Annotated in this window: 24 protein-coding genes; 10 read left to right on the forward strand and 14 right to left on the reverse strand. The window is 61.6% G+C overall.

All coding sequences use genetic code 11. The features are described 5' to 3' along the window. Nucleotides 1-166 precede the first annotated feature (166 nt). The 3 genes from FHT78_RS14745 to FHT78_RS14755 form a co-directional block, all read right to left on the reverse strand. Nucleotides 167-3,625: a chromosome segregation SMC family protein gene (locus FHT78_RS14745; protein ID WP_183745073.1), complete on the reverse strand. Its 3,459-nt coding sequence runs from the start codon at nucleotides 3,623-3,625 to the stop codon at nucleotides 167-169. A 72-nt stretch (nucleotides 3,626-3,697) separates the two neighbouring features. Next, complete coding sequence (locus FHT78_RS14750) at nucleotides 3,698-4,390, reverse strand: DsbA family protein (RefSeq protein ID WP_183745076.1); 693 nt, start codon at nucleotides 4,388-4,390, stop codon at nucleotides 3,698-3,700. Between the two features lie 212 nt (nucleotides 4,391-4,602). Continuing rightward, nucleotides 4,603-5,088, reverse strand: coding sequence for a DUF721 domain-containing protein (locus FHT78_RS14755; RefSeq protein WP_183745079.1), 486 nt, complete (start codon nucleotides 5,086-5,088; stop codon nucleotides 4,603-4,605). 97 nt (nucleotides 5,089-5,185) lie between these two features. On the opposite strand from FHT78_RS14755, the gene mutY reads away from it, so the two are divergent. Genes mutY through FHT78_RS14770 form a run of 3 tightly spaced genes read left to right on the forward strand, consistent with a single transcriptional unit; the run spans nucleotide 5,186 to nucleotide 7,263 of the window. Continuing rightward, the gene (mutY, locus tag FHT78_RS14760) at nucleotides 5,186-6,277 is read left to right on the forward strand and encodes an A/G-specific adenine glycosylase (protein WP_183745082.1); all 1,092 of its coding nucleotides are present in this window, start codon (nucleotides 5,186-5,188) and stop codon (nucleotides 6,275-6,277) included. Between the two features lie 2 nt (nucleotides 6,278-6,279). Next, on the forward strand, nucleotides 6,280-6,894 hold the full coding sequence (locus tag FHT78_RS14765) for an HAD family phosphatase (protein WP_183745085.1): 615 nt from the start codon (nucleotides 6,280-6,282) through the stop codon (nucleotides 6,892-6,894). 3 nt (nucleotides 6,895-6,897) lie between these two features. Further along, nucleotides 6,898-7,263 carry a nuclear transport factor 2 family protein gene (locus FHT78_RS14770; protein WP_183745087.1) on the forward strand — a complete coding sequence of 122 codons (366 nt, stop codon included), beginning with the start codon at nucleotides 6,898-6,900 and terminating at the stop codon, nucleotides 7,261-7,263. Nucleotides 7,264-7,385: 122 nt separating this feature from the next. Here FHT78_RS14770 and FHT78_RS14775 read toward each other — a convergent pair whose 3' ends face one another. The 3 genes from FHT78_RS14775 to FHT78_RS14785 form a co-directional block, all read right to left on the reverse strand. After that, complete coding sequence (locus tag FHT78_RS14775) at nucleotides 7,386-8,516, reverse strand: site-specific DNA-methyltransferase (protein WP_183745090.1); 1,131 nt, start codon at nucleotides 8,514-8,516, stop codon at nucleotides 7,386-7,388. Nucleotides 8,517-8,667: 151 nt separating this feature from the next. After that, a complete protein-coding gene (locus FHT78_RS14780; RefSeq protein WP_183745093.1) occupies nucleotides 8,668-9,027 on the reverse strand; it encodes an antibiotic biosynthesis monooxygenase in 360 nt (119 codons plus the stop codon). Then, nucleotides 9,024-9,353, reverse strand: coding sequence for an NIPSNAP family protein (locus tag FHT78_RS14785; protein WP_183745096.1), 330 nt, complete (start codon nucleotides 9,351-9,353; stop codon nucleotides 9,024-9,026). The genes FHT78_RS14780 and FHT78_RS14785 overlap by 4 nt, the downstream gene beginning before the upstream one ends. 71 nt (nucleotides 9,354-9,424) lie before the next feature. Between FHT78_RS14785 and FHT78_RS14790 the strand changes: the two genes are divergently transcribed. Next, nucleotides 9,425-10,111 carry a metalloregulator ArsR/SmtB family transcription factor gene (locus FHT78_RS14790; RefSeq protein ID WP_183745099.1) on the forward strand — a complete coding sequence of 229 codons (687 nt, stop codon included), beginning with the start codon at nucleotides 9,425-9,427 and terminating at the stop codon, nucleotides 10,109-10,111. Here FHT78_RS14790 and FHT78_RS14795 read toward each other — a convergent pair. The 3 genes from FHT78_RS14795 to FHT78_RS14805 all read right to left on the reverse strand — a co-directional run bounded on the left by FHT78_RS14795 (nucleotide 10,108) and on the right by FHT78_RS14805 (nucleotide 11,986). Next, nucleotides 10,108-10,533, reverse strand: coding sequence for a DUF1284 domain-containing protein (locus FHT78_RS14795; RefSeq protein ID WP_183745102.1), 426 nt, complete (start codon nucleotides 10,531-10,533; stop codon nucleotides 10,108-10,110). The two genes, FHT78_RS14790 and FHT78_RS14795, sit on opposite strands and share 4 nt — an antisense overlap. Further along, nucleotides 10,530-11,120, reverse strand: a complete 591-nt coding sequence (locus FHT78_RS14800; RefSeq protein WP_183745105.1) for a biotin transporter BioY — start codon at nucleotides 11,118-11,120, stop codon at nucleotides 10,530-10,532. The genes FHT78_RS14795 and FHT78_RS14800 overlap by 4 nt, the downstream gene beginning before the upstream one ends. 188 nt (nucleotides 11,121-11,308) lie before the next feature. Beyond that, nucleotides 11,309-11,986 carry a GntR family transcriptional regulator gene (locus tag FHT78_RS14805; RefSeq protein ID WP_183745108.1) on the reverse strand — a complete coding sequence of 226 codons (678 nt, stop codon included), beginning with the start codon at nucleotides 11,984-11,986 and terminating at the stop codon, nucleotides 11,309-11,311. Nucleotides 11,987-12,140: 154 nt separating this feature from the next. Here FHT78_RS14805 and FHT78_RS14810 point away from each other — a divergent pair, with 154 nt between their 5' ends. Beyond that, entirely contained in the window at nucleotides 12,141-12,830 is a 690-nt protein-coding gene (locus FHT78_RS14810; RefSeq protein WP_183745111.1) for an HAD family hydrolase, read from the forward strand. A gap of 150 nt (nucleotides 12,831-12,980) precedes the next feature. On the opposite strand, the gene FHT78_RS14815 is transcribed toward FHT78_RS14810, so the two are convergent. After that, complete coding sequence (locus tag FHT78_RS14815; RefSeq protein ID WP_183745385.1) at nucleotides 12,981-13,667, reverse strand: hypothetical protein; 687 nt, start codon at nucleotides 13,665-13,667, stop codon at nucleotides 12,981-12,983. 274 nt (nucleotides 13,668-13,941) lie between these two features. On the opposite strand from FHT78_RS14815, the gene thrC reads away from it, so the two are divergent. From thrC to FHT78_RS14840, 5 genes are all read left to right on the forward strand, one after another. Next, complete coding sequence (gene thrC, locus FHT78_RS14820) at nucleotides 13,942-15,342, forward strand: threonine synthase (protein WP_183745114.1); 1,401 nt, start codon at nucleotides 13,942-13,944, stop codon at nucleotides 15,340-15,342. Between the two features lie 23 nt (nucleotides 15,343-15,365). Then, nucleotides 15,366-16,664, forward strand: a complete 1,299-nt coding sequence (locus FHT78_RS14825; RefSeq protein ID WP_183745117.1) for a pitrilysin family protein — start codon at nucleotides 15,366-15,368, stop codon at nucleotides 16,662-16,664. Nucleotides 16,665-16,694: 30 nt separating this feature from the next. Continuing rightward, complete coding sequence (locus FHT78_RS14830) at nucleotides 16,695-17,309, forward strand: GNAT family protein (protein WP_183745120.1); 615 nt, start codon at nucleotides 16,695-16,697, stop codon at nucleotides 17,307-17,309. Beyond that, the gene (locus FHT78_RS14835; protein ID WP_183745123.1) at nucleotides 17,306-20,218 is read left to right on the forward strand and encodes a sensor domain-containing phosphodiesterase; all 2,913 of its coding nucleotides are present in this window, start codon (nucleotides 17,306-17,308) and stop codon (nucleotides 20,216-20,218) included. Before FHT78_RS14830 ends, FHT78_RS14835 begins: the two co-directional genes overlap by 4 nt. A 78-nt stretch (nucleotides 20,219-20,296) precedes the next feature. After that, on the forward strand, nucleotides 20,297-20,605 hold the full coding sequence (locus FHT78_RS14840) for a Dabb family protein (RefSeq protein ID WP_183745126.1): 309 nt from the start codon (nucleotides 20,297-20,299) through the stop codon (nucleotides 20,603-20,605). 12 nt (nucleotides 20,606-20,617) lie between these two features. On the opposite strand, the gene FHT78_RS14845 is transcribed toward FHT78_RS14840, so the two are convergent. The 4 genes from FHT78_RS14845 to FHT78_RS29665 are packed head-to-tail and all read right to left on the reverse strand — an operon-like array spanning nucleotide 20,618 to nucleotide 23,267. Next, a complete protein-coding gene (locus FHT78_RS14845; RefSeq protein ID WP_183745129.1) occupies nucleotides 20,618-21,517 on the reverse strand; it encodes a zinc ABC transporter substrate-binding protein in 900 nt (299 codons plus the stop codon). Between the two features lie 15 nt (nucleotides 21,518-21,532). Continuing rightward, a complete protein-coding gene (locus FHT78_RS14850) occupies nucleotides 21,533-22,405 on the reverse strand; it encodes a metal ABC transporter permease (protein ID WP_183745132.1) in 873 nt (290 codons plus the stop codon). After that, nucleotides 22,402-23,142 carry an ABC transporter ATP-binding protein gene (locus FHT78_RS14855; protein WP_183745135.1) on the reverse strand — a complete coding sequence of 247 codons (741 nt, stop codon included), beginning with the start codon at nucleotides 23,140-23,142 and terminating at the stop codon, nucleotides 22,402-22,404. The genes FHT78_RS14850 and FHT78_RS14855 overlap by 4 nt, the downstream gene beginning before the upstream one ends. Next, on the reverse strand, nucleotides 23,139-23,267 hold the full coding sequence (locus FHT78_RS29665) for a hypothetical protein (RefSeq protein ID WP_281412852.1): 129 nt from the start codon (nucleotides 23,265-23,267) through the stop codon (nucleotides 23,139-23,141). The genes FHT78_RS14855 and FHT78_RS29665 overlap by 4 nt, the downstream gene beginning before the upstream one ends. Between the last annotated feature and the right edge of the window lie 147 nt (nucleotides 23,268-23,414).

A 23,414-nucleotide genomic window follows, 5' to 3' on the forward strand; every position in this document is an offset into this window, starting at 1 on the left:
AGCGTTGCAAATTCCACAGTACGCAACGACCGATTGCTACTTCTCCGCAACGGCCCGGTTGCGATAAAACAACTTCTAATGCAATGCGCACAAAAGAGCATCACCCAAATGGGGTACGTACCCTATGTCAGGGTGACCTTTTTTGGTCTTTAATTAAAATGCCGCGTCAAGCCGTTTCGCGGAGACGCTCTGCAGTCTGCAAGTCGACCGAGACGAGCTGAGAAACACCCTGCTCAGCCATCGTGACGCCAAAGAGGCGATTCATGCGGGCCATGGTGATGGGGTTGTGGGTGATGATGACGAATCGCGTCTCGGTCGAGGCCGCCATCTCGTCCATCAGATTGCAATAGCGCTCGACGTTGTGATCGTCGAGCGGCGCGTCGACCTCGTCCAGCACGCAGATCGGCGCGGGATTAGTGAGGAAGACGGCAAAGATCAGCGCCATGGCCGTCAGCGCCTGTTCGCCGCCTGACAGCAGCGTCATGGTTTGCGGCTTCTTGCCCGGCGGACGGGCGAGAATTTCGAGACCGGCTTCAAGCGGATCGTCGGATTCGATCAGTTGCAGTTCTGCCGTGCCACCGCCGAAGAGGTGGGTGAAGAGGCGCTGGAACTGAGCATTGACGACATCAAAGGCGGCGATCAGGCGTTCACGGCCTTCGCGGTTCAGGCTCTGGATCGCACCGCGCAGCTTTCTGATGGCGTCGATGACGTCATCACGTTCCCTGATGAGCGCTTCCAGCTTCTCGCTGAGTTCCTTCTGCTCCTCGTCGGCGCGAAGGTTGACGGCGCCCAAGCGCTCCCGCTCGATCCGCAGCCGCTCAACCTCGCGTTCGACCTCGCGCGGATCCGGCAACGTCTGCAGTCCCGGCCGGTCGGCAAGGCGCATCGCCTCATGGGGCTGGACGTTCAGTGTCTCACGAATGCGCTGCTCGCTCTCCTGCCGTTTCTCGCGTGCGGAGACGAGGCGCTCCTCGGCCCGGCCGCGGCGCTCGCGGCTTTCGGCAAGTTCAGAGAGCGCGGTTGCCGCCTGGTGGTCGGCATCGCGCTGCAGCAGTTCGGCTTGCGCAAGGAGATCGGCAGCATGGCGGCGGGCTTCGTCGGCCTTCTGCAGCTCTGTCAGCAAGGCGCGGCGCTTGTCGTCAAATTCATCAGGCGCCATTTCGAGTTCGGCAGCCTCCTCTCGGGCCTCCTCCTCGCGCTCACGCAGCGTGGCGATGTGGTCCTCGGCGCTGGCTGCACGCTGGCGCCACGTCTCACGCTCCTGGCCAATGGCGGCGATGCGGCGCTGGCGGGCCTCGTTTTCACGGTTCAGGCTCTCGTGGCGGGCGCGGGCTTCAGCGAGCGCGCCGCGATCCGTTGCGACCTCGGCTTGCTGGAAGCGCAGCCGGTCGTCGAGCGCGGTCAGATCAGGTGCATCTTCCAGCTCGATGCGGGCATTTTCCTCCCGAACGGCGACATCCTCAAGCTGCGCCTGCAACTGGCTGACGGCTTCGGCGATGACATCGCGGCGGCGAATGAGATCGCCAGAGGCACGCTCGGCAACAGCCAGCGCCTCTCGCGCCTCGGCCAGATGGCGGGCGGACAAGCGGCTCATATCGCGGGCTTCGGTAAGCCTGCGCTCCTGCTCGCGAATGGTATCGGCGGCAGCGGCAAGACGCTCCTCAGCCTCCGTCAGAACGTCGCGGGCAACCTCCACCTCGCCTTCCAACTCGGCAAGACGATTCTTCTGGGCAAGGCGCAAGGCTGCAGCGCTCGGCGCGTCCGCGCCGGCGACGTGACCATCCCAGCGATAGACGGCGCCGTCCTTGGTCACCAGGCGCTGGCCGGCCTTGAGTTCCTTCACCAGACGCGGCGCGTCGGCATCAGCCACCAGACCGATCTGGCGCAGGCGGCGGATCAGCGCGGCGGGCGCGCGGACATGGTTCAGCAGCGGCTCGGCGCCAGTGGGAAGCGCTGGATCGCCAGAGCCATCGCCGTTCTCCGACCAGTGGGCAGGCGCATTCGGATCAAGCGGGGATTCGAGATCGTCTCCGAGAGCGGCACCAAGTGCCGTCTCGAATCCGCGATCGACCTTCAGCTCCTCGGCGACGGGCGGAAACTCGCCTGCTGCAGCGCCGGCCAGCATGCGCTGGATGGTGCGGGCCTCCGTTTCCAGCGCGTTGAGCTTGCCGCGCGCCTGCTCGACCGGAGCGCGGGAGAGCGCTTCCGTCTCGCGTGCCATGGCAAGTGCCTGCTCGACGGAGTGGATTGTCGTCTCGGCCTCGGCTAGGGCCACTTCGCCCGCCTCGACCATCGCTCGCTTCTCGTCCGGGTCCGGCAGAACTGCGATCTTCTGCTCGATGCCGGCAAGTTCGCGGTTTGCTTCGTCCATCTGGCGCTCAAGTCGCAACTTGCGATCGGCGAGATCACGGATGGCGCGCTCCAGCTGATTGCGGCCGGCAGCGGCTTCAGCACGTTCTGCCGTCAGGCTGGTGAAGAGGCGTTCGCTGTCGGCGAGCTTTGCGGCCGCCTCTTCGAAAGCCTGCCGCGTCTCTTCGGCATAACGGCCGGAATCGGCGAGGATTTCGACGATATCGGCCTCTTCGGCATCGAGTCTTGCCAGGATGGCGGCATTGTCGACAACGAGCCGTTCCTCGCGCCTGATGTCTTCGGAAAGCTGCGCGAGACGGCGCGTAAGCTCGTCGCGACGGCGCAGGATGCGGTTGGCATCCTCTTCGAGCTGACTGCGGGCGATCTGCAGGCGCTGGAGTGCGGCAGCCGCCCTCGCCTCGCCTTCGCGCAATTCGGGCAGCTTCAGGGCGGCGATGCCCTGATTCTTTGCCGCATCCATCTGGATCTGCGCCTTTTCGGCGACGGCCACGGTTGCCTGACTGAGCGCGCTATCGGCCTCGGCTTCAGCCTCCTTCGCCTGCATCCAGCGGATATGCAATAGCATTGCCTCGCGGGCGCGGATATCGGCAGAGAGCGTCTTGAAGCGGTTTGCCTGGCGGGCCTGCCGCTTCAGGCTCTCGATCTGGCTTTCGAGCTGCGAGGTGACATCGTCGAGACGCTCGAGATTGCTTTCGGCGGCACGCAGACGAAGCTCGGCCTCGTGACGGCGGGAATGCAGGCCGGAGATGCCCGCCGCTTCTTCCAGGAGCTGGCGACGAGCCTGTGGCTTTGCAGCGATCAACTCGCCGATGCGCCCCTGTCCAACCATGGAAGGAGAGCGGGCGCCGGTGGAGGCATCGGCAAAGAGCAGCTGCACATCCTTGGCGCGGCTTTCCTTGCCATTGATGCGGTAGATCGACCCCTGCTCGCGCTCAATACGGCGGGTGACCTGAATTTCATCGCTGTCGTTGAAGGCCGCAGGCGCGGTGCGCTCGCCATTGTCGAGATAGAGGCCGACTTCAGCGGTGTTGCGCGCCGGCCGGTTTCCCGAGCCGGAGAAGATCACGTCGTCCATGCCTGACGCGCGCATGTTCTTGTAGGAATTCTCGCCCATGACCCAGCGCAGGGCCTCGACGAGATTGGATTTGCCGCAACCGTTCGGGCCAACGACGCCCGTCAGGCCGCGCTCGATGATGAATTCAGTCGGTTCGACGAAGGATTTGAAGCCGACAAGGCGGAGCTTGTTGAACTTCATGCTACGGCCTCACCAAACGAAAAAGCGGGCGCACGGCTTTCGCCGTCGCCCGCCTTCGCAAAACGGCACGGATCAGAGGAGGCTGTCGATGAGGGCCGACATGGTGTCAACCGGCATGTCTCCAGAATAGCGCTTGCCATTGATGAGGAACGTCGGCGTGGCGTTGACGCCAAAATCCTTGGAACCCCGTTCCCGCGTGGCATTCACTTCATCCAGCAGCTTCTGGTTCGTCAAGCACTTCGTGAAGCTATCCTCAGTAAATCCGGCAAGCTTCGACATCTGCAGCAGCGCGGCGCGGCCATCATCGGCGGCAGCCCAGACCTGCTGCTGCTTGAAGAGCATTGCGACCATCGGGAAATACTGTTCCGGCGTTGCGAGCTCTTCAGGCTTCTGCGGATTGCAGCGGGCGAGCATGAAGGCGGCGGCAGCGCGCGGATCGAAGGGGAATTCGCGCAGGACGAACTCGACCTTGCCGGTGTCGACGTATTTCTGCTTGATCGTATCGAAGGTGGTGTTGTGGAAGTGGGCGCAGTGCGGGCAGGTCATCGACATATATTCGACGATCTTGACCGGAGCATCGGTCTTGCCCAGCGCCATTTCCGGTAGCGCGCCAGGGGTCATGACCTTGGCCATGTCGACATCGCCATCCGGCTTCGGGATTTCGGCGGCTGCCTGCGCCGTACCGTATACCGCCATGGACGCGGTTGCGGCGGCGACACCGCCCAGAAGCTGGCGTTTCGTCAGTTGCATTTCAGAGATGCGCATGGGTTCCCCATAAACAAGTGTGGCAGCTAGTTGTGCGATATAACGGCCAGAAGCCACGAACAAGGCACGCTTCGCCAACTTTCTTCAAAGAATTGTGACCTGCGCAAGACGAAACCGCAGATCAGTGGACAACTCAATCATTCCCGGAAGGCATATTTCGCCCCGCCTCGACGCTTTTCTGCTGGTAGCCCGAGGTGACCGTCATGGGCTTGCTACGGCTTTTTACCGAGAACCGCCGTCCCGAGGCGAGCAATCGCCTGTCTGATTTTTTCGTCCTCCAAGCCCTGCATCATATTCTCCAGCTTCCGGGCAGCCTCACCCCTCAGTGGCGGCGGTGTTCGGGAGCGCTTAACCGGCTGATAGACCGGCTTCTGGACGATGCGGAGCTGGTGGACGGCGGCGAAGCCGAAGAAGCTGTTGATGCGCTGAATGAGCTCGCCCTGCGCATGGGTCAGAAAAAGGGCGCGTGCGCCTTCGCAGGCGACGGTCAGCACGCCGGGGCGGAAGCTGCCGTCATCGCCGCCGCGCGCCCAGGCGATTTTTTCGGGTCGGGTGCAATCGGCGAAATCCTCGCCGGCGATTTCGTCCCAGGAACCGAGGAGCGCGCTGTTGATGCCGGCACGACGGGCGAGAACGGGATCGATGATGCCGTTCGTCAGCTCGGAAATCTGCTTCCCATCTTTGCGTGGATTACTCATTGAAACCTTGGTAAACGGCATCCAGTCGCGGTGGCCGGCTTGATCCCATCGCGTTGCTTCGCCAAGTATAGAGCACTTCCCCCGATCGCGGCAAATAATGACGATACGCACACCGGACGCGCCGACCGCCTCCCCTCTTCTCGAATGGTACGACCGCCATCATCGCGACCTGCCCTGGCGGGTTTCGCCGCCGATGGCCAAGCGCGGCGTCAAGGCCGATCCCTATCACGTGTGGCTGTCCGAGGTGATGCTACAGCAGACGACGGTGCAGGCGGTAAAACCCTACTTCGCCAATTTCCTGGCGAAATGGCCGTCGGTGACGGATCTCGCCGATGCGCCTGTTGAAGCGGTGATGGCCGCCTGGGCGGGGCTTGGCTATTATGCGCGTGCGCGCAACTTGAAGAAATGCGCCGAAGCCGTTGCGAGCCAGCATAGTGGCGTCTTTCCCGATACCGAAGAGGGCCTGAAAGCCTTGCCCGGCATCGGCGATTATACGGCGGCGGCAGTGGCGGCGATTGCCTTCAACCGGCAGGCGGCCGTGATGGACGGCAATGTGGAGCGGGTGATCTCGCGGCTCTATGCCATCGCCACGCCGCTTCCAGCCGCCAAGCCGCTGATGCGCCAGAAAGTGGCTCTGTTGACGCCAGCCGACCGGCCCGGCGATTTCGCCCAGGCGATGATGGATCTCGGCGCCACGATCTGCACGCCGAAGCGACCGGCCTGTTCGCTCTGTCCCTTCAACGGATCGTGCGAGGCGCTCAGGCTGCATGATCCTGAGCAGTTTCCGGTCAAGGCTGCCAAGAGGGAAAAGCCGATCCGGCGGGGTGCGGCCTTCGTGGCGGTCACCTCCGATGGCGATATCCTGCTTCGGCGGCGGATCGAAAGCGGCTTGCTGGGCGGCATGACGGAAATTCCGACGACGGCATGGACTGCGCGGCAGGACGGCGAGACCTCAGCCGAAGCGGCGCCCTTCAAGGCCGATTGGGAGAGCGCCGGCAGCGTCACCCACGTCTTCACGCATTTCGAGCTCAGGCTTTCGATCTTCCGCGTAACAGTCCTTGCGCCCGTGCAGACCAATAACGGATGGTGGGAGCCGGTTATAAATCTTGAAGCTCAGGCGCTGCCAACCATCATGAAAAAAGCGATCGCAGCGGCTATTCCTCTCGCGTTCAAAACAGCCAAGGGATGACTATGGCAAACGACATCAAGCATATCGTTTTCGATATTGGCAAAGTTCTCATTCATTACGATCCGCATATTCCCTTCAGCCGCCTTATTCCCGATGAGGCCGAGCGCAACTGGTTTTTTGCCAATGTCTGCACGCATGACTGGAACATCGAGCAGGACCGCGGCCGCACCTGGGCCGACGCCGAGGCATTGCTGATCGAACAGCATCCGGCCCGCGAAGAGCATATCCGCGCCTTCCGCAAGAAGTGGCACGAGATGGTGCCGCATGCCTATGAAGACAGCGTTTCGATCATGGAAGGTTTTATCAACGAGGGCCGGGACGTGACGATGCTGACGAACTTTGCCTCCGACACGTTCCGCGAGGCGCAGGAACGCTTCCCCTTCCTCAAGAAGCCGCGCGGCGTGACCGTTTCCGGCGATGTCGGCCTCATCAAGCCCGATATCGCGATCTATGAGACGCATGTGAAGAGCTTCGATCTCGATCCGGCCGCGACGATCTTCATCGATGACGCACCTGCCAATGTCGAGGGTGCCAAGGCTGCCGGCTGGAACGCAGTGCTTTTTACCGGCGCCGACAAACTGCGCGCCGATCTCGCCACCTATGGACTGAAGGCCTGAGCCATGTCTTTCGATCCCGCTAAGGCCATCGACCGTTTCCACGCGGCGATCAACGATCTCGATTTTCCCGAGATTGAGAACTGGTTTGCCGAAGACGCGACCTACGTCTCCAACGGTGTCGGCAGCCTTGCCGGCCGGGCCGAGATCATGGCCGCCTTCCGCCGCTACTTCGATGATTATCCTGATCAGACCGCGGAGAATTCGCTGGTTGAGACGTTGACGCCGCTTTCGGGCCGGGCCGTGTGGTCCGTTCGGGCAACGCACAGCAAAACCGGAAAGCCGTTGATCCGCGAAGGCGAGGAGACGATCACCTTCAACGAGGACGGTAAGGTCACGCGCGTCGACGTGACTGATTACCAGGAGTTTTGAAGCGGCAAGAGCCTGGAAACAGGAGGCCCGGGGTTTTTACTGCCCCGGGCCTCTTATTGCCTCTTCCGTAACTGGAGGTACAAACCGGAAGAAGAGGTCGTTCGGCCTTGCAAGGATGCCGCTCAACCCACCTTTGCTATGTCACTGCGGATGACGGACCTGAGATCATCGATCGGGCGCAGCGATTGCCCGTCGTCGAAGTGCCAGAAAGTCCATCCGTTGCATGCGTCAAGGCCTTGCACTTTCGCGCCAAGGCGATGAATTGAGCCTGCCTCGCCGCCGGCGGCGACCGTGCCATCGGCGCGCACCACGGCGCTATAGCGCCGCTTGGCATCCGTCAGCACCTGGCCGGGCTTGATGAGGCCGCTTTCGACCAGCACGTTAAAGGCGACGCGCGCCTCGGCCTTCTTGCCGGTCATCACAGTCAGTTCTGCCTTGCCGAGCGGCTCGACGGCGGCGATGCGGGCGGAGGCCGCGTCGATATAATCCTGCTCGCGCTCGATTCCGACGAAGTGGCGCCCGAGACGCTTGGCGACGGCGCCCGTCGTTCCCGAACCGAAGAAGGGATCGAGGATGATATCACCAGGCTTGGATGAAGCCATGATGACGCGGGCGAGCAAGGCTTCCGGCTTCTGTGTCGGGTGGACTTTCTTACCGTTGTCGCCCTTCAGGCGCTCGTTGCCGCTGCAGATCGGAAAGAGCCAGTCGGAACGCATCTGCACGTCGTCATTGGCAGCCTTCATGGCATCGTAATTGAAGGTGTAGCCCTTGGCCTTGGCGTTCGGGCTTGCCCATATCATCGTCTCATGGGCATTCTGGAAGCGGCGGCCCTTGAAATTCGGCATCGGGTTGGTCTTGCGCCAGACGATGTCGTTGAGGATCCAGAAGTTCAGATCCTGCAGCGTGGCACCGACGCGGAAGATGTTGTGATAGGATCCGATGACCCAGATCGTGCCCGTCGGCTTCAGCACGCGGCGGCAGGCGAGCAGCCAAGCACGGGTAAAGGCGTCGTAGGCCTCGAAGGAGGCGAACTGATCCCAGTCGTCATCGACGGCATCGACCAACGACTGGTCCGGCCGGTGCAGCGTGCCGCCGAGCTGGAGGTTGTATGGCGGATCGGCGAAGATGACGTCGACGGACTGGCTTGGAAGAGCCTCAAGGGCTGCAACGCAATCACCCTTGATGATCGTGTCGATCCAAGAGCCCGGTTTGACGGAAGTCTTGAGGTCGGCAAGCGGAAATACAGACGCCATGTGGATACTCACTCATACGCTTTACGCTTAACTGTCCGTTATGGTTACGCAAGTTGGTTACCAAAGCCTGAAGCACCGCCCCGTTTCGGGAAAAAACTATTCCACTTGGCTAAAAGTGAGAGGCGGACTGACGGATCGGCCCGCTTCGAATTCATTCCGCCGCCTGCTGCATGTGAAACTGGCTGCTATCGTCAGGGGCCTCCGTGCGATCGCTCATGCCGTAGTCCCTGACGACATGGGCGATGCGCAAGCGATAGTCGGCGAAAATGCCGTTGCGGCCGGCTTTTTGCGCCGCCCGATGGGCTTCGCGGTTGCGCCACTTCTGCACCGCCTCTTCATCCCGGAAGAAGGAAAGCGAGAGGATCTTGCCGCGCATGGTCAGGCTCTCGAAGCGCTCGATCGAGATGAAGCCGTCGATCTTTTCGAGTTCGGATCTGAGCTCGCCGGCGAGATCAAGATATTTGTGGCGCTCGCCGAGATAGGGGATGACTTCGAAGATGACGGCGATCATGGCAGCACCAGCATCGCATGCGGGGCCGAGACGTTCTTCAGAAAGATACGGTCCTCCTTCAGGATGAAGCGTTCGCGGCGGGCGAATTCATAGTTCTCCTTGCCGAGCGGATCGGCTGTAAGCCGTGCGCGATAGGCCTCGTAGGCGGCGAGGTTTTCGATGTTGTAGACACCGTAAGCCGTTGTTGCCGAGCCCTCATGCGGGCCGTAGTAGCCGATCAGATCGGCGCCGTTTTTCGGAATCGCCTGCCCCCAGTTGCGGGCATATTCGGCAAAGGCATCCTTGCGGAAGGGGTCGATCTCGTAGCGGATGAAGCAGGTGATCATCAGTTTTCTCCTTTCGTATGAGAGGAGTTTCGCATATTGCCGTACGAGAATGCTTCGGTTACGATCGAAGTATGAAAGAAGGACCCGACATAGCGCAGATCGGCGCGCTCATCGGCGATCCGGCACGCGCCAATATGCTCGCGGCGCTGACCGGTGGTCGTGCGCTGACGGCAACCGAGCTTGCGGCAGCCGGCGGCATAACGCTGCAGACTGCAAGCACTCATCTTTCGAAGCTCGAAACCGGCGGGCTGCTGACTCAGCGTAAACAGGGGCGGCACCGCTACTTCACGCTTGCCGATGAGGCCGTAGCGCGGCTGATCGAAAGCATGATGGGATTTGCGGCTAGCCGGGGGCATCTGCGCCACCAGCCCGGCCCTAAGGATCCGGCGCTGCGCAAGGCGCGCATCTGCTATGACCATCTCGCCGGCGACTTTGGCGTGCGCATGCTGGACAGCCTGGTTGCGTCGGGATCGATCGATGCCATCGGCGACGGGCTCGCGGTGACGGCCAAGGGCGAGAGCGATCTGCAGTGCATCGGCATCGATGTCGGCAGCCTCAAATCCTCGCGCCGGCCGCTCTGCCGCTCCTGCCTCGACTGGAGCGAACGCCGCGCCCACCTCGCCGGCAGTCTCGGCAAGGCGTTGCTTTCGAATTTCATGGAAAAGGGTTGGGCGCGGCGAATGCCGGAAAGCCGCTCGGTAGTCTTTTCACCGGAAGGCGAGCGTCAGTTTCTGAAGTTGTTTCCGCTGGAAAACTAGCAGGGCGCAACCAACGTGTTCCTGAAGTGATTGCGCGCGACGGTGCCGCAGAGCTCGCTCCATTCGCAATCTTCGCAAGCATTACGGATAGTATCGGCAGCGAAGGCGCGGCGTAATCTTTTCAGCAGCGCTTCATCCGGAATAAGGCGACTTCCCTGCTCTATCCGGACGCCTAGAAGTTTGCCTACGGCCTCGGCGGCAGCTTCATCCCTGGCCTTCGGACCAGGCAGGAGGCAATGCGCAGAAGCCTCGGACAGCAGGGGCGCGCAGATATCGTCTGGGCCGGAGAGGATTTCGATCTCCTCTCCGGCCGAGAGGCGCTCTGCGATGCGGCGGTAGTTGGCGGTGAAGGCCGGAGTGTAGCCTTCGCCGACGAACGTCAGCATGCAGAGCAGATGATGGGCGCGCAGCCTGACGGTCAATGCAGTTCTGTCCGGCCGCCGTACATGCGGATGCCTTTGAGCACCGCCGCAGCGAGTGCGGACTTCAGCACGCCGCCGAGGATGAAGGGCGCAACGCCGAGCAGCCAGCCTTTTTCCGCGCCGATCAGAGAGGCGAGATAGAGGCCGCCGAGGGCGAGGCAGAAGATGTTTGCGGCAAGATGCGCGGTGAAGCTGCGCACGACGTTGTCACCGGTCCAGCCGCGCTCGGCGAGCCAGCCGACCGTCAGCGCCATCAGCGGAAAGGCGGCGAGATAACCGGCGGTCGGGCCGGCAAAGGGCGCAAGACCGCTGGAGCCGTTTGCCAGTACCGGTGCGCCGAGCATGGCTTCGCCGAGCCAGGCGAGGACGGTGAGCGCACCGAGACGCCAGCCATAGAGCGCACCGATCATGGTGACGGCAAAGGTCTGCATGGTGATCGGCACCGGCACCATCGGCACCGAGATCTGCGAGGCAAGGGCCAGCACCAGCGTGCCGGCGAGAACGAAGAGATATTTGACGACAATCGACCGTGCGGACAGGCGCAACGGATCGAAAGCGATTGTACGGGACTGGTCAGAGAGGGACATGAATTCTCCTTTTCAAAATTATAGATAATTTTTGATTCCCATCTATTTGATGACGGAGATTCTTACGCGGCGCAAGAGCAGGCGTGCGGATTCGAATGCGGCCGACGCATAGACGAGCGCAGCAGCGCCGAAACGGCCGTAAAATGAGCACATCTCGACCGTTGTGAAATTATCTATAATTTTGGAATTCAGCCGACGATAGCAAAGGCTTCCCGCTCGCCGCCCCTCTGGGCGGGCTGCGGAGCGCGTCCGATCCATTGCACATGCTTCTGCAGGATGACGGCAGCCTCATCGGCTTTGCCCTGGCGAAGTGCGGCAAGGATAGCACGATGGTCGTGATCGGTCCGCTTTTCCCAACCCGAACGCCAGGCTGAAAACAGGAAGCGGGCGCTTGCCGCATGCAGGTCGTCGATCGAAGCCAGCAGGCGCGGCATGGCGCAAGGGGTGAGGATCAGGCGGTGGAAGCGGCGGTTTGCGTCTTCCCAGGCATGGACATCGGCAGCGGCATCCCCCTCGCGTGTCGCCTCCTCTGCGGCATCGAGGATAGCGGGCGTCAGGTGGCGGCCGGCGTGCTTCAGGGCAAGAACTTCGAGGGCGGCGCGCATTTCCGCCACTTCGCGCACTTCGGCGAGATCGAAGGAGGCGACGCGCACACCTCGGCGCGGCTCGCTGATCGCCAGGCCCTGCGCTTCGAGCCGGCGAAAGGCCTCGCGCACCGGCACATGGCTGGTCTCGAATTCCTCGGCGATGTGGTCCTGCCGGAGACGGGCGCCGGGAGCGAGTTCACCATGCACGATACGATCTGCAAGCACGCGGGCAATACGCGCGGCGATGGTGTTGTCTTCGGGTTCGCTGCTCATTGTCATCCAGTAGCGAGCCCTGCAAGGCTTGTCGAGGTGGCATGAAAGCTGCTCCCCGCAAAGCTGCCCGCGCCGCGCAATCCAGCCATGCCCCGTCGCCGGTTGAGCTTTCGGCTACCATCGTGTAAAGCCGCATCATCCCCGAATAAGGCACGAGTACATGGACGGCTTCGACCTCATCATCTTCGACTGCGACGGCGTTCTGGTCGATTCCGAAATCATCGCAGCGGATGTCGAATCCAAGCTGCTGACGGAGGCGGGCTATCCGATCAGCGTCGAGGAGATGAACGAACGTTTTGCTGGCCTCACCTGGCAAGACATCCTCTTCCAGATCGAACGGGAAGCCAGCATCCCACTCTCTGCATCGCTCATCGATCAGTCGCAGAAGCTTCTGGACATCCGGCTCGAACAGGAGGTCCAGGCCATTCCCGGCGTCGAATTTGCTGTCAGCCGCCTGTCGATGAAGCGCTGCATCTGCTCGAACTCCTCGAGCCGGCGGCTCGACATGATGCTGAGCAAGGTCGGCCTGAAGAAGCTCTTCGCGCCCAATATCTTCTCAGCAAAGGATCTCGGCCCCGACCGCGCCAAGCCGAAGCCGGATATCTATCTCCACGGCGCCAGCCAGATGGGCGTTCCACCCTCCAAAACGGTCGTCGTCGAAGATTCCACCCATGGCGTCCATGCCGCGCGCGCTGCGGGCATGCGAGTGATCGGGTTCACCGGCGGCTCGCATACTTACCTCTCGCATGCCGACAAGCTGACGGATGCGGGTGCGGAGACGGTCATCTCGCGGATGAACGATCTGCCGGGCGTGGTCGCCGCGCTGGCGGAATGGGAAGGCGTGCTTTAGGGCACAGCCTTCTAGTCTTTACACAAGCTGAACGTCGAGCTCGTAGACCTACGGGGCTCTTTCACATCCGAATGATCGCTAGTCACGCAGCCGCACATCCCGCGTCGCCACGGTGTCTCCAACTGCATTAGGTCGCGAGCAACCGATTGCTTAGCTGCTCTTCTTTTTGGAATTTTTGGCGTTCTTGGCTGGCTGGGTATCGAAGCCAACGTTGACGCGAACCAGCGCGCCGGAGCCGACCGGCATCTTGACGCCTTCGTGGCGGAAGATGACCTGAGCTGCCGGCGCGCCCGGCGGAATTTCGGTCGGGAAATTGATGACTTCCGACGACAGCACGTCCTGGCCGTCCAGCACGGAGATGCGGATCGGCAGGGTAACCGGACCCGGAGTACCGCCCGGACCGGCGACGAGGCGAAGCTTGGCCACGACAGTCATCGAAAGCGCTGTATCGTTCAGGGTGCACTGGCGGGTGTAGTCGCTAAAGGACGCCTGGAAGACGACCTGCTGCGGATCGCCGGTCTTTGCGCCCTTGGCATAGGTGCGATAGATCGCGTCCTGGTCACGCATGAATATCTGCGGGCAGGCGCCTTGCACGACGGGGGCGACGTTGCCTCGTGCGGTGACGCCGGTGCCGATCGGTGCCTGATTCGACGAAGGGTTGGTCGGCGCGACCGGCATGATCTGGGCATTGCCGTTCGGTTGAAGCGGAGCGGGGCCGCTGCTCGCAGTTGCAGCTTCAGGCTTGCTGTCGCCGCCGAGGCCGAGCGAATTGCAGCCGGCAAGAGCCGCAAGAAGCGATGCGGAAACGATGAGACGAGAGACCTTGCCGAGCACGATATTCCACCCCTTGCAAACGCTTTTCTTCTAGGTTCCTGCAGGTTCTTGCGACTTTCGCGCAAGGCCTTTCATGACAGTTGGCGATGGTCTATATCAGCGGCGCAAAGAAAAATCGATTGGGTAAGCACCGTTTTGATGCACTTTTCGGCGCCGGATGCGGGCAACTTCAATAGGATACCTGCGACACTGCCCCGACAGGCCGTTAAGCCTCCACTTTTCGGCGGAACGGCAGCGTCCCGTTTGCGCGCCGAATTTCTCCAGCCATAGATCAAGGATGACGACCGTGGACTATATCTCGACCCGTGGCGAGGCCCCTTCCCTCGGCTTTTGCGACGCCCTTCTGACGGGTCTGGCGCGCGACGGCGGGCTCTACGTTCCCCGCAAATGGCCGAGCTTTTCCAAAAAGGAAATCCGGGCGCTGCGCGGCAAGAGCTACCAGGAGATCGCCTTCACCATCCTTTCGCCCTTCACCAATGGCGAAATTCCGGACGAAACCTTCCGGTCGATGATCGATGATGCCTACGGCACCTTCCGCCATCCGGCGATCGCGCCATTGGTGCAGACTGGCCCGAACAGCTTCGTCATGGAACTGTTCCACGGCACGACGCTCGCCTTCAAGGACGTGGCGATGCAGCTTCTCGCCCGCCTGATGGATTATGCGCTGGAAAAGCGCGGCGAGCGGGCAACCATCGTCGGCGCCACTTCAGGCGATACGGGCGGCGCTGCGATCGATGCCTTCGCTGGCCGCGAACGCACCGATATCTTCATCCTCTTCCCGCACGGCAAGGTCTCGCCGGTGCAGCAGCGGCAGATGACGACGTCGACATCAGGCAACGTGCATGCGCTTGCCGTCGAGGGGAATTTCGACGATTGCCAGACCCTCGTCAAAGCCATGTTCAATGACGCGGCCTTCCGCGACAGGGTGAAGCTTTCGGGCGTCAACTCGATCAACTGGGCGCGCATCATGGCCCAGATCGTCTATTATTTCACGACGGCGGTGGCGCTCGGGGGACCGGACCGGAAGATCTCCTTCACAGTGCCAACAGGCAATTTCGGCGACATCTTCGCCGGCTACTGCGCCAAGCGCATGGGCCTGCCGATCGACAAGCTCGTCATCGCCACCAATGAGAACGATATCCTGGCGCGGACGCTGAAGACCGGCCGTTATGACATGAAGGCGGTAAAGGCCACCACCTCGCCTTCCATGGATATCCAGATATCCTCCAACTTCGAGCGGCTGCTGTTCGAAGCCTATGACCGCGACGCCTCCAAGGTTCGCGCCGCAATGGAAAGCCTCAAGCAATCCAATGGTTTCGAAATTTCGCCCGAAGCACTGAAATTCATCAGGAAGGATTTCCGGGCCGGCCGCGCGAGCGAACGCCAAGTGGCGGAAACGATCCGCAAGACCTATGCTGAAACCGGCTATCTGCTCGATCCGCATTCAGCGATCGGCGTCTTCGTTGCCGCCAAGCGCGAAAAACCTAATACGCCGATGGTGACGCTTGCGACCGCCCATCCGGCGAAATTCCCGGCTGCCGTAAAATCCGCCTCCGGTATTGACCCGGCGCTTCCGACGTGGCTTGCTGATGTGATGCACAGGGAGGAGCGCTTCCAGATAATCGAGCCCGAGCTCAAAGCGGTTGAAACCTTTATCGGCAAGCATGCCCGCAGCTAGATCAAGGCGCAGAAAGATAGCACATGACAGTTGAGTGCACCCGGCTCAAATCCGGGCTGACAGTAGTCACACAGACCATGCCGCACCTTGAAAGCGCTGCGCTCGGAGTCTGGATCAAATCAGGTTCGCGCAACGAAACAGAAGACGAGCATGGCATCGCCCACCTGCTCGAACACATGGCCTTCAAGGGAACGGCACGCCGTTCCGCCCGTGAGATCGCCGAGGAGATCGAGGATGTCGGCGGCGAAGTGAATGCTGCGACCTCCACCGAGACGACCTCGTATTATGCCCGCGTTCTGAAGGATCACGTGCCGCTCGCCATCGATATCCTCGCCGATATCCTGACGGAATCCGCGTTCGAGGAAGAAGAGCTGGAGCGCGAGAAGCAGGTCATCCTGCAGGAGATCAACGCGGCCAACGACACGCCCGACGACGTCGTCTTCGACCGCTTCTCCGAGGTCGCCTATCGTGGCCAGACGCTTGGGCGACCGATCCTGGGCACGCCGGAAACCGTCCTTTCCTTCACTCCGCAGCAGATCCGCACCTATCTCGGCCGCAACTATACGACCGACCGGATGTTCGTCGTGGCGACCGGCGCCGTCGAGCATGACGAATTCGTGCGCATGGTCGAAGACCGCTTTGCGAGCCTGCCGAGCGAGCCCAATGCGCCGCCGGTCATGGAGCCGGCGCGCTATATCGGCGGTAATGTGCGCGAACCGCGCGACCTCATGGACGCGCAGATCCTGCTCGGCTTCGAGGGCAAGGCCTACCACGCCCGCGATTTCTACTGCTCGCAGATCCTCGCCAATATCCTCGGCGGCGGCATGTCCTCCCGCCTCTTCCAGGAAGTGCGCGAGTTTCGCGGCCTCTGTTACTCTGTCTACGCCTTCCACTGGGGCTTTTCCGATACCGGTATTTTCGGCATCCATGCCGCGACCGGCGGCGAGAACCTGCCGGAATTGGTGCCTGTCATCATCGACGAGCTGCACAAGTCGGCAGACAGTATCCACCAGAAGGAAATCGAGCGCGCCCGCGCGCAGATCCGCGCCCAGTTGCTCATGGGCCAGGAAAGCCCCGCCGCCCGCGCCGGCCAGATTGCCCGGCAGATGATGCTCTATGGCCGTCCGATCTCCAATCCGGAGATGATGGAACGGCTGGAGGGTATCACCATCGAGCGCCTGACCGATCTTGCCGGCCGCCTCTTCTATGATACCGTCCCGACGCTTTCGGCGATCGGCCCTCTCGATCAGCTTGCCCCGATGGAAGACATCACCGCCTCGCTTTCGGTTCCGGCACCGAAGACGATGCAGGCAAGCCGCTGACCGACACATACGTTGCGCCGGAGGGTATCGATGCCAAAATCGGTTTTTCGGTTCCTGTCGCGACAGCCTGAAGCGGTCGAACTCGAAAATGACAAATATCTCCTGCGCCTGCCGCGCTACCAGGATTTCAACCAATGGCACCGGCTTCGTGCCGACAGCCGCCGTTTTCTGGAGCCCTGGGAGCCGACATGGCGGCGCGACGAGCTGACCGAGGGATCGTTTCGCGCCCGGGTGATCCGCGGCAAACAGGAATATGCTTCGGGACAGGCGGTCCCGCTCTTCATTTTTCTAAGGAAGGACATGACGCTCGTTGGCGGCGTCACCATCGGCTATATCCGCCGGGGTGCGGCCCAAAGCTGCATGATCGGCTATTGGATGGGCGAGCGTTTTGCCGGCCAGGGCCATATGTTTGCCGCACTTCAACTGGTTATTCCTTATATCTTCGCCGGGCTTGAGTTGCACCGTATTGAAGCAGCCTGTATTCCAGACAATGCACGGAGCATTCGCCTGCTTGAGAAAGCCGGGTTCCAGCGGGAAGGCTACCTGCGCGGATATTTGAAGATCAACGGTCAGTGGCATGATCACGTGATGTTTTCACGTCTGGCCAGTGACGCGGATACAGGCAGGAAACCCAACAGCCGATGAACAAAGACCGCATGCTGCTGACGTCACCGTCCGGACGAGTGATCACGGTGATCGCAGCCCTTCTCCTGTCGGTATTCGCCCTTGCGGCGGGAACCGTGCAGGCGGCCGAACCGGTAAAGATTTCCCGCGACGATACTGCGCTGGACCTGACTGCCACGACCGAAATCTACGCCAACCAGGGCGAAGCCTTCCAGGTTTCCACCGCGGCCGGCGCCGATGGTATCCGCCGGCGTATCGAGGTGCGCGCAAGTTCGGAAAACCATCAGGGCGACTGGGCAGTCTTTGCGCTTGCCAATGTCTCGGAAGAGCAGCTTGAGCGCGTCATCGTCGCGCCGCACTTCCGTCTCGTCAATTCCAAGCTGTTCTGGCCCGATCTCGGCTCGCAACGCATTATTGCGATCACGCCGAGCGAGGGTTTTGCGCTCGATCGCCAGCCGAGCGATGAGGCGGACGTTTTCCGCATCACGCTGAACCCGGGCGCCGTCATCACTTTCGTTGCCGAGCTTGCCACACCCGATCTGCCGCAGATCTATCTATGGGAGCCGGACGCCTACAAGGATACGATCAACGCCTTCACGCTCTATCGCGGCATCGTGCTCGGCATTGCCGGCCTGCTCGCCGTCTTCCTGACGATCCTCTTCGTCGTCAAGGGAACCTCGATGCTGCCGGCGACGGCGGCACTCGCCTGGGCGGTGCTCGGCTATATCTGCGTCGACTTCGGCTTTCTCGGAAAGCTGATCAGCGTCGCTTCGGCGGATCAACGAATATGGCGCGCCTGTGCGGAGGTGGCGCTCGCCTCCAGTTTCGTCATCTTCCTGTTCACCTATCTCAATCTCAACCGATGGCATGTGCATCTCGGCTATGCCACGCTCGCCTGGGTTCTGGGCCTTGCTCTGCTGTTCGGCGTTGCGATCTACGACCCGTCGATTGCGGCGGGCATTGCGCGGCTATCCTTCGCGCTGACGGCGGCGACCGGGCTGCTGCTCATCATCTATCTCGGCTTCAACCGTTATGACCGCGCCATCCTGCTCGTGCCTGCCTGGGCGCTGACGCTCGTCTGGCTGTTCGGTGCGTGGATGACGATCACCGGCCGGCTCGACAACGATATCATCCAGCCGGCACTCGGCGGTGGCCTCGTCCTCATCGTCCTCTTGATCGGCTTCACGGTCATGCAGCATGCTTTTGCCGGCGGCGCCTTCCAGCAGGGACTGTTTTCCGATCTCGAGCGCCAGTCGCTGGCGCTAACGGGCTCGGGCGATATGGTCTGGGATTGGGACGTGGCACGCGACCGCGTCGTCACCATTCCCGATGTTTCCGTAAAACTCGGTCTTTCCCCTGGCACGATGCATGGCGCGGCGCGCAACTGGCTGCCGAGGCTGCATCCTGACGATCGCGACCGTTTCCGCGCGACGCTGGACGTGCTGCTCGAGCATCGCCGCGGGCGGCTGAACCATGAGTTCCGCATCCGCGCCGAAGACGGGCATTTTCACTGGCTCCTCATCCGCGCGCGCCCGGTTCTCGGCTCCAACGGCGAGATCATCCGCTGCGTCGGCACGATCGTCGATGTGACCGAGCAGAAGAATTCCGTCGAGCGGCTGCTGCACGATCCGCTGCACGACAACCTGACCGGCCTGCCGAACCGGCAGGTGTTCATCGACCGCCTGCAGTCGGTGCTGACGCTGGCACCGGGCGGCGAGACGCTGCGCCCGACCGTGATGGTGATCGACATCGACCGCTACAAGCTGGTCAACGATTCGCTCGGTGTCGCCGCCGGTGATAATATCCTGATCGCGCTCACCCGCCGCCTGCGCCGTCTTCTGAAGCCGCAGGATACGCTGGCGCGCCTATCCGGCGACCAGTTCGGCCTCATCCTTGTGTCCGAGCACGACCCGGCCAAGGTTGCCGATTTCGCCGATGCGATGAGCAAGGCGATCATGGTGCCGATCAACTTCTCCAACCGCGAGATCATCCTGACCGCCTCCATCGGCCTCACCTCCTGGGTAGATCAGCAGGAGAGCGCATCGGGCCTGCTCAGCGACGCCGAACTTGCCATGTATCGGGCCAAGCGCGCCGGCGGCAATCGCGTGGAACCGTTCCAGCCGGCCTTCCGCGATTTCGGCACCGATCGCCTGCAGCTCGAATCGGACTTGCGCCGCGCCATCGAGCGCAAGGAGCTTTCGATGGTCTACCAGCCGATCGCGCGATTGGAGGATGTCGAGATTGCCGGTTTCGAGGCGCTGATGCGCTGGGAACATCCCAAGCGCGGCAATATCCCACCGTCCGAGTTCATCCCGATCGCCGAGGCCTCCGACATCATCGGCGCGCTCGGCATCTTCGCGCTGGAACAGGCGACCAACGATCTCATGGCGTGGCAGAACCAGACCGGCGAACTGCCGATCTTCGTCTCCGTCAATCTGTCCAGCGTGCAGCTTCTGAACAACGAGCTTTACGACGACGTTCGCTCTGTGCTGGCGAAAACCCATTGCGATCCGTCACGGCTGAAGCTGGAACTGACAGAATCCATGGTGATGGAAAATCCTGAACAGGCCCGTCTCGTGCTGCAGAAACTGAAGGAAGCTGGGCTTGGCCTGGCCCTCGACGACTTCGGCACGGGCTATTCTTCGCTCGCATACCTCACCCGCTTCCCCTTCGACACGATCAAGCTCGACAGGGCGATGGTGCGCGACAACAGCGACAAGAAGACAACCGTGCTGAGATCGGTCATATCAATGGCCCGCGAGCTGGAGATGAAGGTGGTCGCCGAAGGCATCGAATCCAACGAGGACGCGATCGAGCTCGCCAAAATGGGCTGCAGCTACGGCCAGAGTTACCTCTTCGGTCCGCCGATGCCCTCAGAATCAGTGCTTCGGCTGCTGAAGGAACGGTTTCCGCTGACAAAGCGAGCCTAGCGACGGCGGAAACGAAACATCGTTGCCCTTGCCGTTTTCCTCGTTATTCTGCGCGAAAACATAATCGGGAGGTACCTTATGATCCTGCACTGCGTATTCATGCGGCTGAAGAGCGCTATGACACCTGACGATAAGCAGGCGCTGTTCGACGCCATCGTGGCGCTGAAGCAGGTGATCCCGGGAATTCTCGACATCAAATACGGGCCGAATGTTTCGCCCGAGGGGCTGCATGGCGGTTTCGTCGACGGTTTTGCCGTGACCTTTGAGAGCCCGGAGGCTCGCGATACCTATCTCGTGCATCCCGAGCATGTGGCCGTCGGCGAGCGCATCGTCTCGTCGACAGATGGAGGCCTGGCCGGCCTCCTGGTTTTCGATCTGGTTATCTAAAATCCGGTCAGCTCAGCTCGATTTCGCCATAGCTGCGGAGAGCTGGTCGACATTATAACGGAACATCTTTTCGTAGGTCGGGGCCGGGCCTTTCGAGTCCGAGAGAGATTCGACGTAGAGCTCACCGCCAGGCTCGGCACCGGTTGCGGTGGCAACCTGCTTGACGAGGCGCGGATCGTTGGAGTTCTCGAAGAAATAGCTCTTCACGTGTTCCTGCTTGATCTGCTCGATCAGCTTGGAAACGTCGGCCGCCGATGCTTCGCTTTCGGTCGAAAGGCCGAGTGGTGCCAAGAGCCTAACATTGTATTCCCGGCCGAAATAGCCGAAGGCATCGTGGCTGGTTAGTACCTTGCGTCTGTTATCGGCGATCTTGTCGAACTTGGAATGTGCATAGGCATCCAGTTCGTCAAGCTTCCTGGTGTAATTCTCGGCATTTGCCTTATACGCTGCCGCATCGTCCGCATCGGCTGCAGAAAGCGCTTTCTCGATATTGGCGACCCAGACCTTTACGTTGACAGGGCTGTTCCAGACATGCGGATCGGTGACCGTTTTACCGTCCTCTTCCATCGTGCGGGTGTTGATGCCCTCTGACACCGTGATCGGCCTGCCCTTGTAGCCGGAGGCAGTGATAAGGCGGTCCATCCAGCCTTCCAGCCCCTCGCCGCTCACGAAGACGACCTCGGCCGCATTCAGAGCCTTGGCATCAGCCGGTGACGGCTCGAATTCGTGGGGATCGCCGTTCGGGCCGACAAGGCTCGTGACCTTGACGTGGTCGCCGCCGACCTGTCGGACGACATCGGCAAGCACTGTGAAGGAGGCCACGACCTTCAGCGTTTCGGCCGAAGCCGGCACCGCCGAAAGCGTCATCAGGACGGGCAAGGCGGCGGAGAGAAGCAGTCTGCGGGATATCATTGATGGCTCCTGTAATCAGCCCTTCAGATGCGGGCGGGGGAAGACGCGCCGGGCAAGGCCCGACGGTGCGAAGAAGATGGAGAGGCCGTAGAGCAGCGCCGCCGTCATGATGATCGTCGGGCCGGAGGCAAGCTCGAGGTGATAGGAGGCGATGAGGCCGAGATAGCCGGAGGCCGCTGCACTTGCCGCCGCTGTCGTCATCATGGCCGGGAGGTTCCGGGACCAGAGCTGGGCGATCGCAGCCGGCAGCATCATCAGGCCGACGGCCATCAGTGTGCCAAGCGCCTGGAAGCTCGCGACAAGGTTCAGCACCACCAAAAGCAGGAAGAGAAAATGATAGACCGGCCCGCGCCCGCCGACGGCGCGCAGGAAGCCCGGATCAAAACATTCCGCGACCAGCGGGCGATAGACGATCGCGAGCGCCAGCAACGTAACCGACGTGATGGCGCCGATCTGCGTCAGCGCCGGCGCGTCGATGGCGAGGATGGTGCCGAAAAGTACATGCAGCAGATCGATGTTCGAACCGTGCAACGAGACGATGAGGACACCCAAGGCCAGTGACGCCAGATAGAAGCTTGCGAAACTCACATCCTCCTGCAGCACGGTCATGCGGCTGACGACACCCGAGAGTAGTGCGACAGAGAGGCCGGCAACGAGACCACCGATACCCATTGCCGTCAGCGACAGAGAACCGGCAATGAGATAGCCAATTGCCGCTCCCGGCAGCACGGCATGGCTCATTGCGTCTCCCATCAGGCTCATGCGGCGAAGCATGAGGAAGACGCCGATGGGACCGGAGCCGAGGCCGAGACATAGGCAGGCGACGAGCGCGCGGCGCATGAAGCCATAATCGGCAAAGGGTGCGAAGAAGATATCGTAGGCCGTCATGCCGCCGGCTCGCAAGCTTCGGCATCCTCATCCCAGCGTCCGGTCATGGCGCGGGCCTGCAGAAGATTGGCAGACGACATGACCTCCTGCGTCGGCCCCCAGCCGATCAGCCGGCGGGCGAGCAGTAGGGATTCCGGGAAATGCGCCCGCACCTGTTCGAAATCATGGAGCACGGCAATCACCGTCCGGCCATCGCCGTGCCAGCGGGCGATGATATCGAGTAGATCCCTGGTCGTGCGGGCGTCGATGGCAGTGAAGGGTTCATCGAGCAGAATGACGCGAGCATCCTGCAACAGCAGGCGGGCGAAGAGAACGCGCTGGAACTGGCCAGCCGAGAGCGAGCCGATGTGACGCGCCTCGAAACCTTCCAGTCCGACGATGCGGAGTGCGGCGCGAGCGCGCATACCGTCCTGTTTCGCAACGCTGCCGAAAGCGCCGGCCGACCGCCAGCTTCCGAGCAGTACCGTATCCAGAACGGAGATCGGAAAGCGCCTGTTGATGTCAGCTGCCTGTGGAAGATAGCCGAAATCGGCACGTTGCAGCCGGTGCTCCACTCGCCCCTCGGCCGGGCGCAGTTCCCCCATGATCGCCTTTAGCAGCGTGGATTTCCCCGCCCCGTTCGGCCCGGCGATTGCCGTCAGGCTGCCGGGCTGGAATGCGCCGGAGAGATGATGGACCGCCGGGTGGCGATTATAGGAGACTGTCAGGTTGTCGAGGCGGATGACCGGCGCGCTCATGGCAGCAGGATCGCCCAATGGATCGCAAGCCACAGGAGCGCAACGACAACGATTGCGCCGCCGGCACGCTGAAGCGCCGATTGTCCAAGCAGGCTGATGGCGAAACGTTGGGGGGCAGTCGGCATTGTTCATTCCTTTTATGTAATAACATAACCGTTATGTTATAACAATTATGGCAAGAATGAGGCAAAGACGACCGCCGGCGCCATATTCCATCTGTCTCAACGACGAATAAAAAAGGCGCCCGAAGGCGCCTTTCACGTAAGCGTCAA

Origin of the sequence: Rhizobium sp. BK196, from assembly GCF_014193255.1 — a bacterium.
Taxonomy (GTDB): Bacteria; Pseudomonadota; Alphaproteobacteria; order Rhizobiales; family Rhizobiaceae; genus Rhizobium.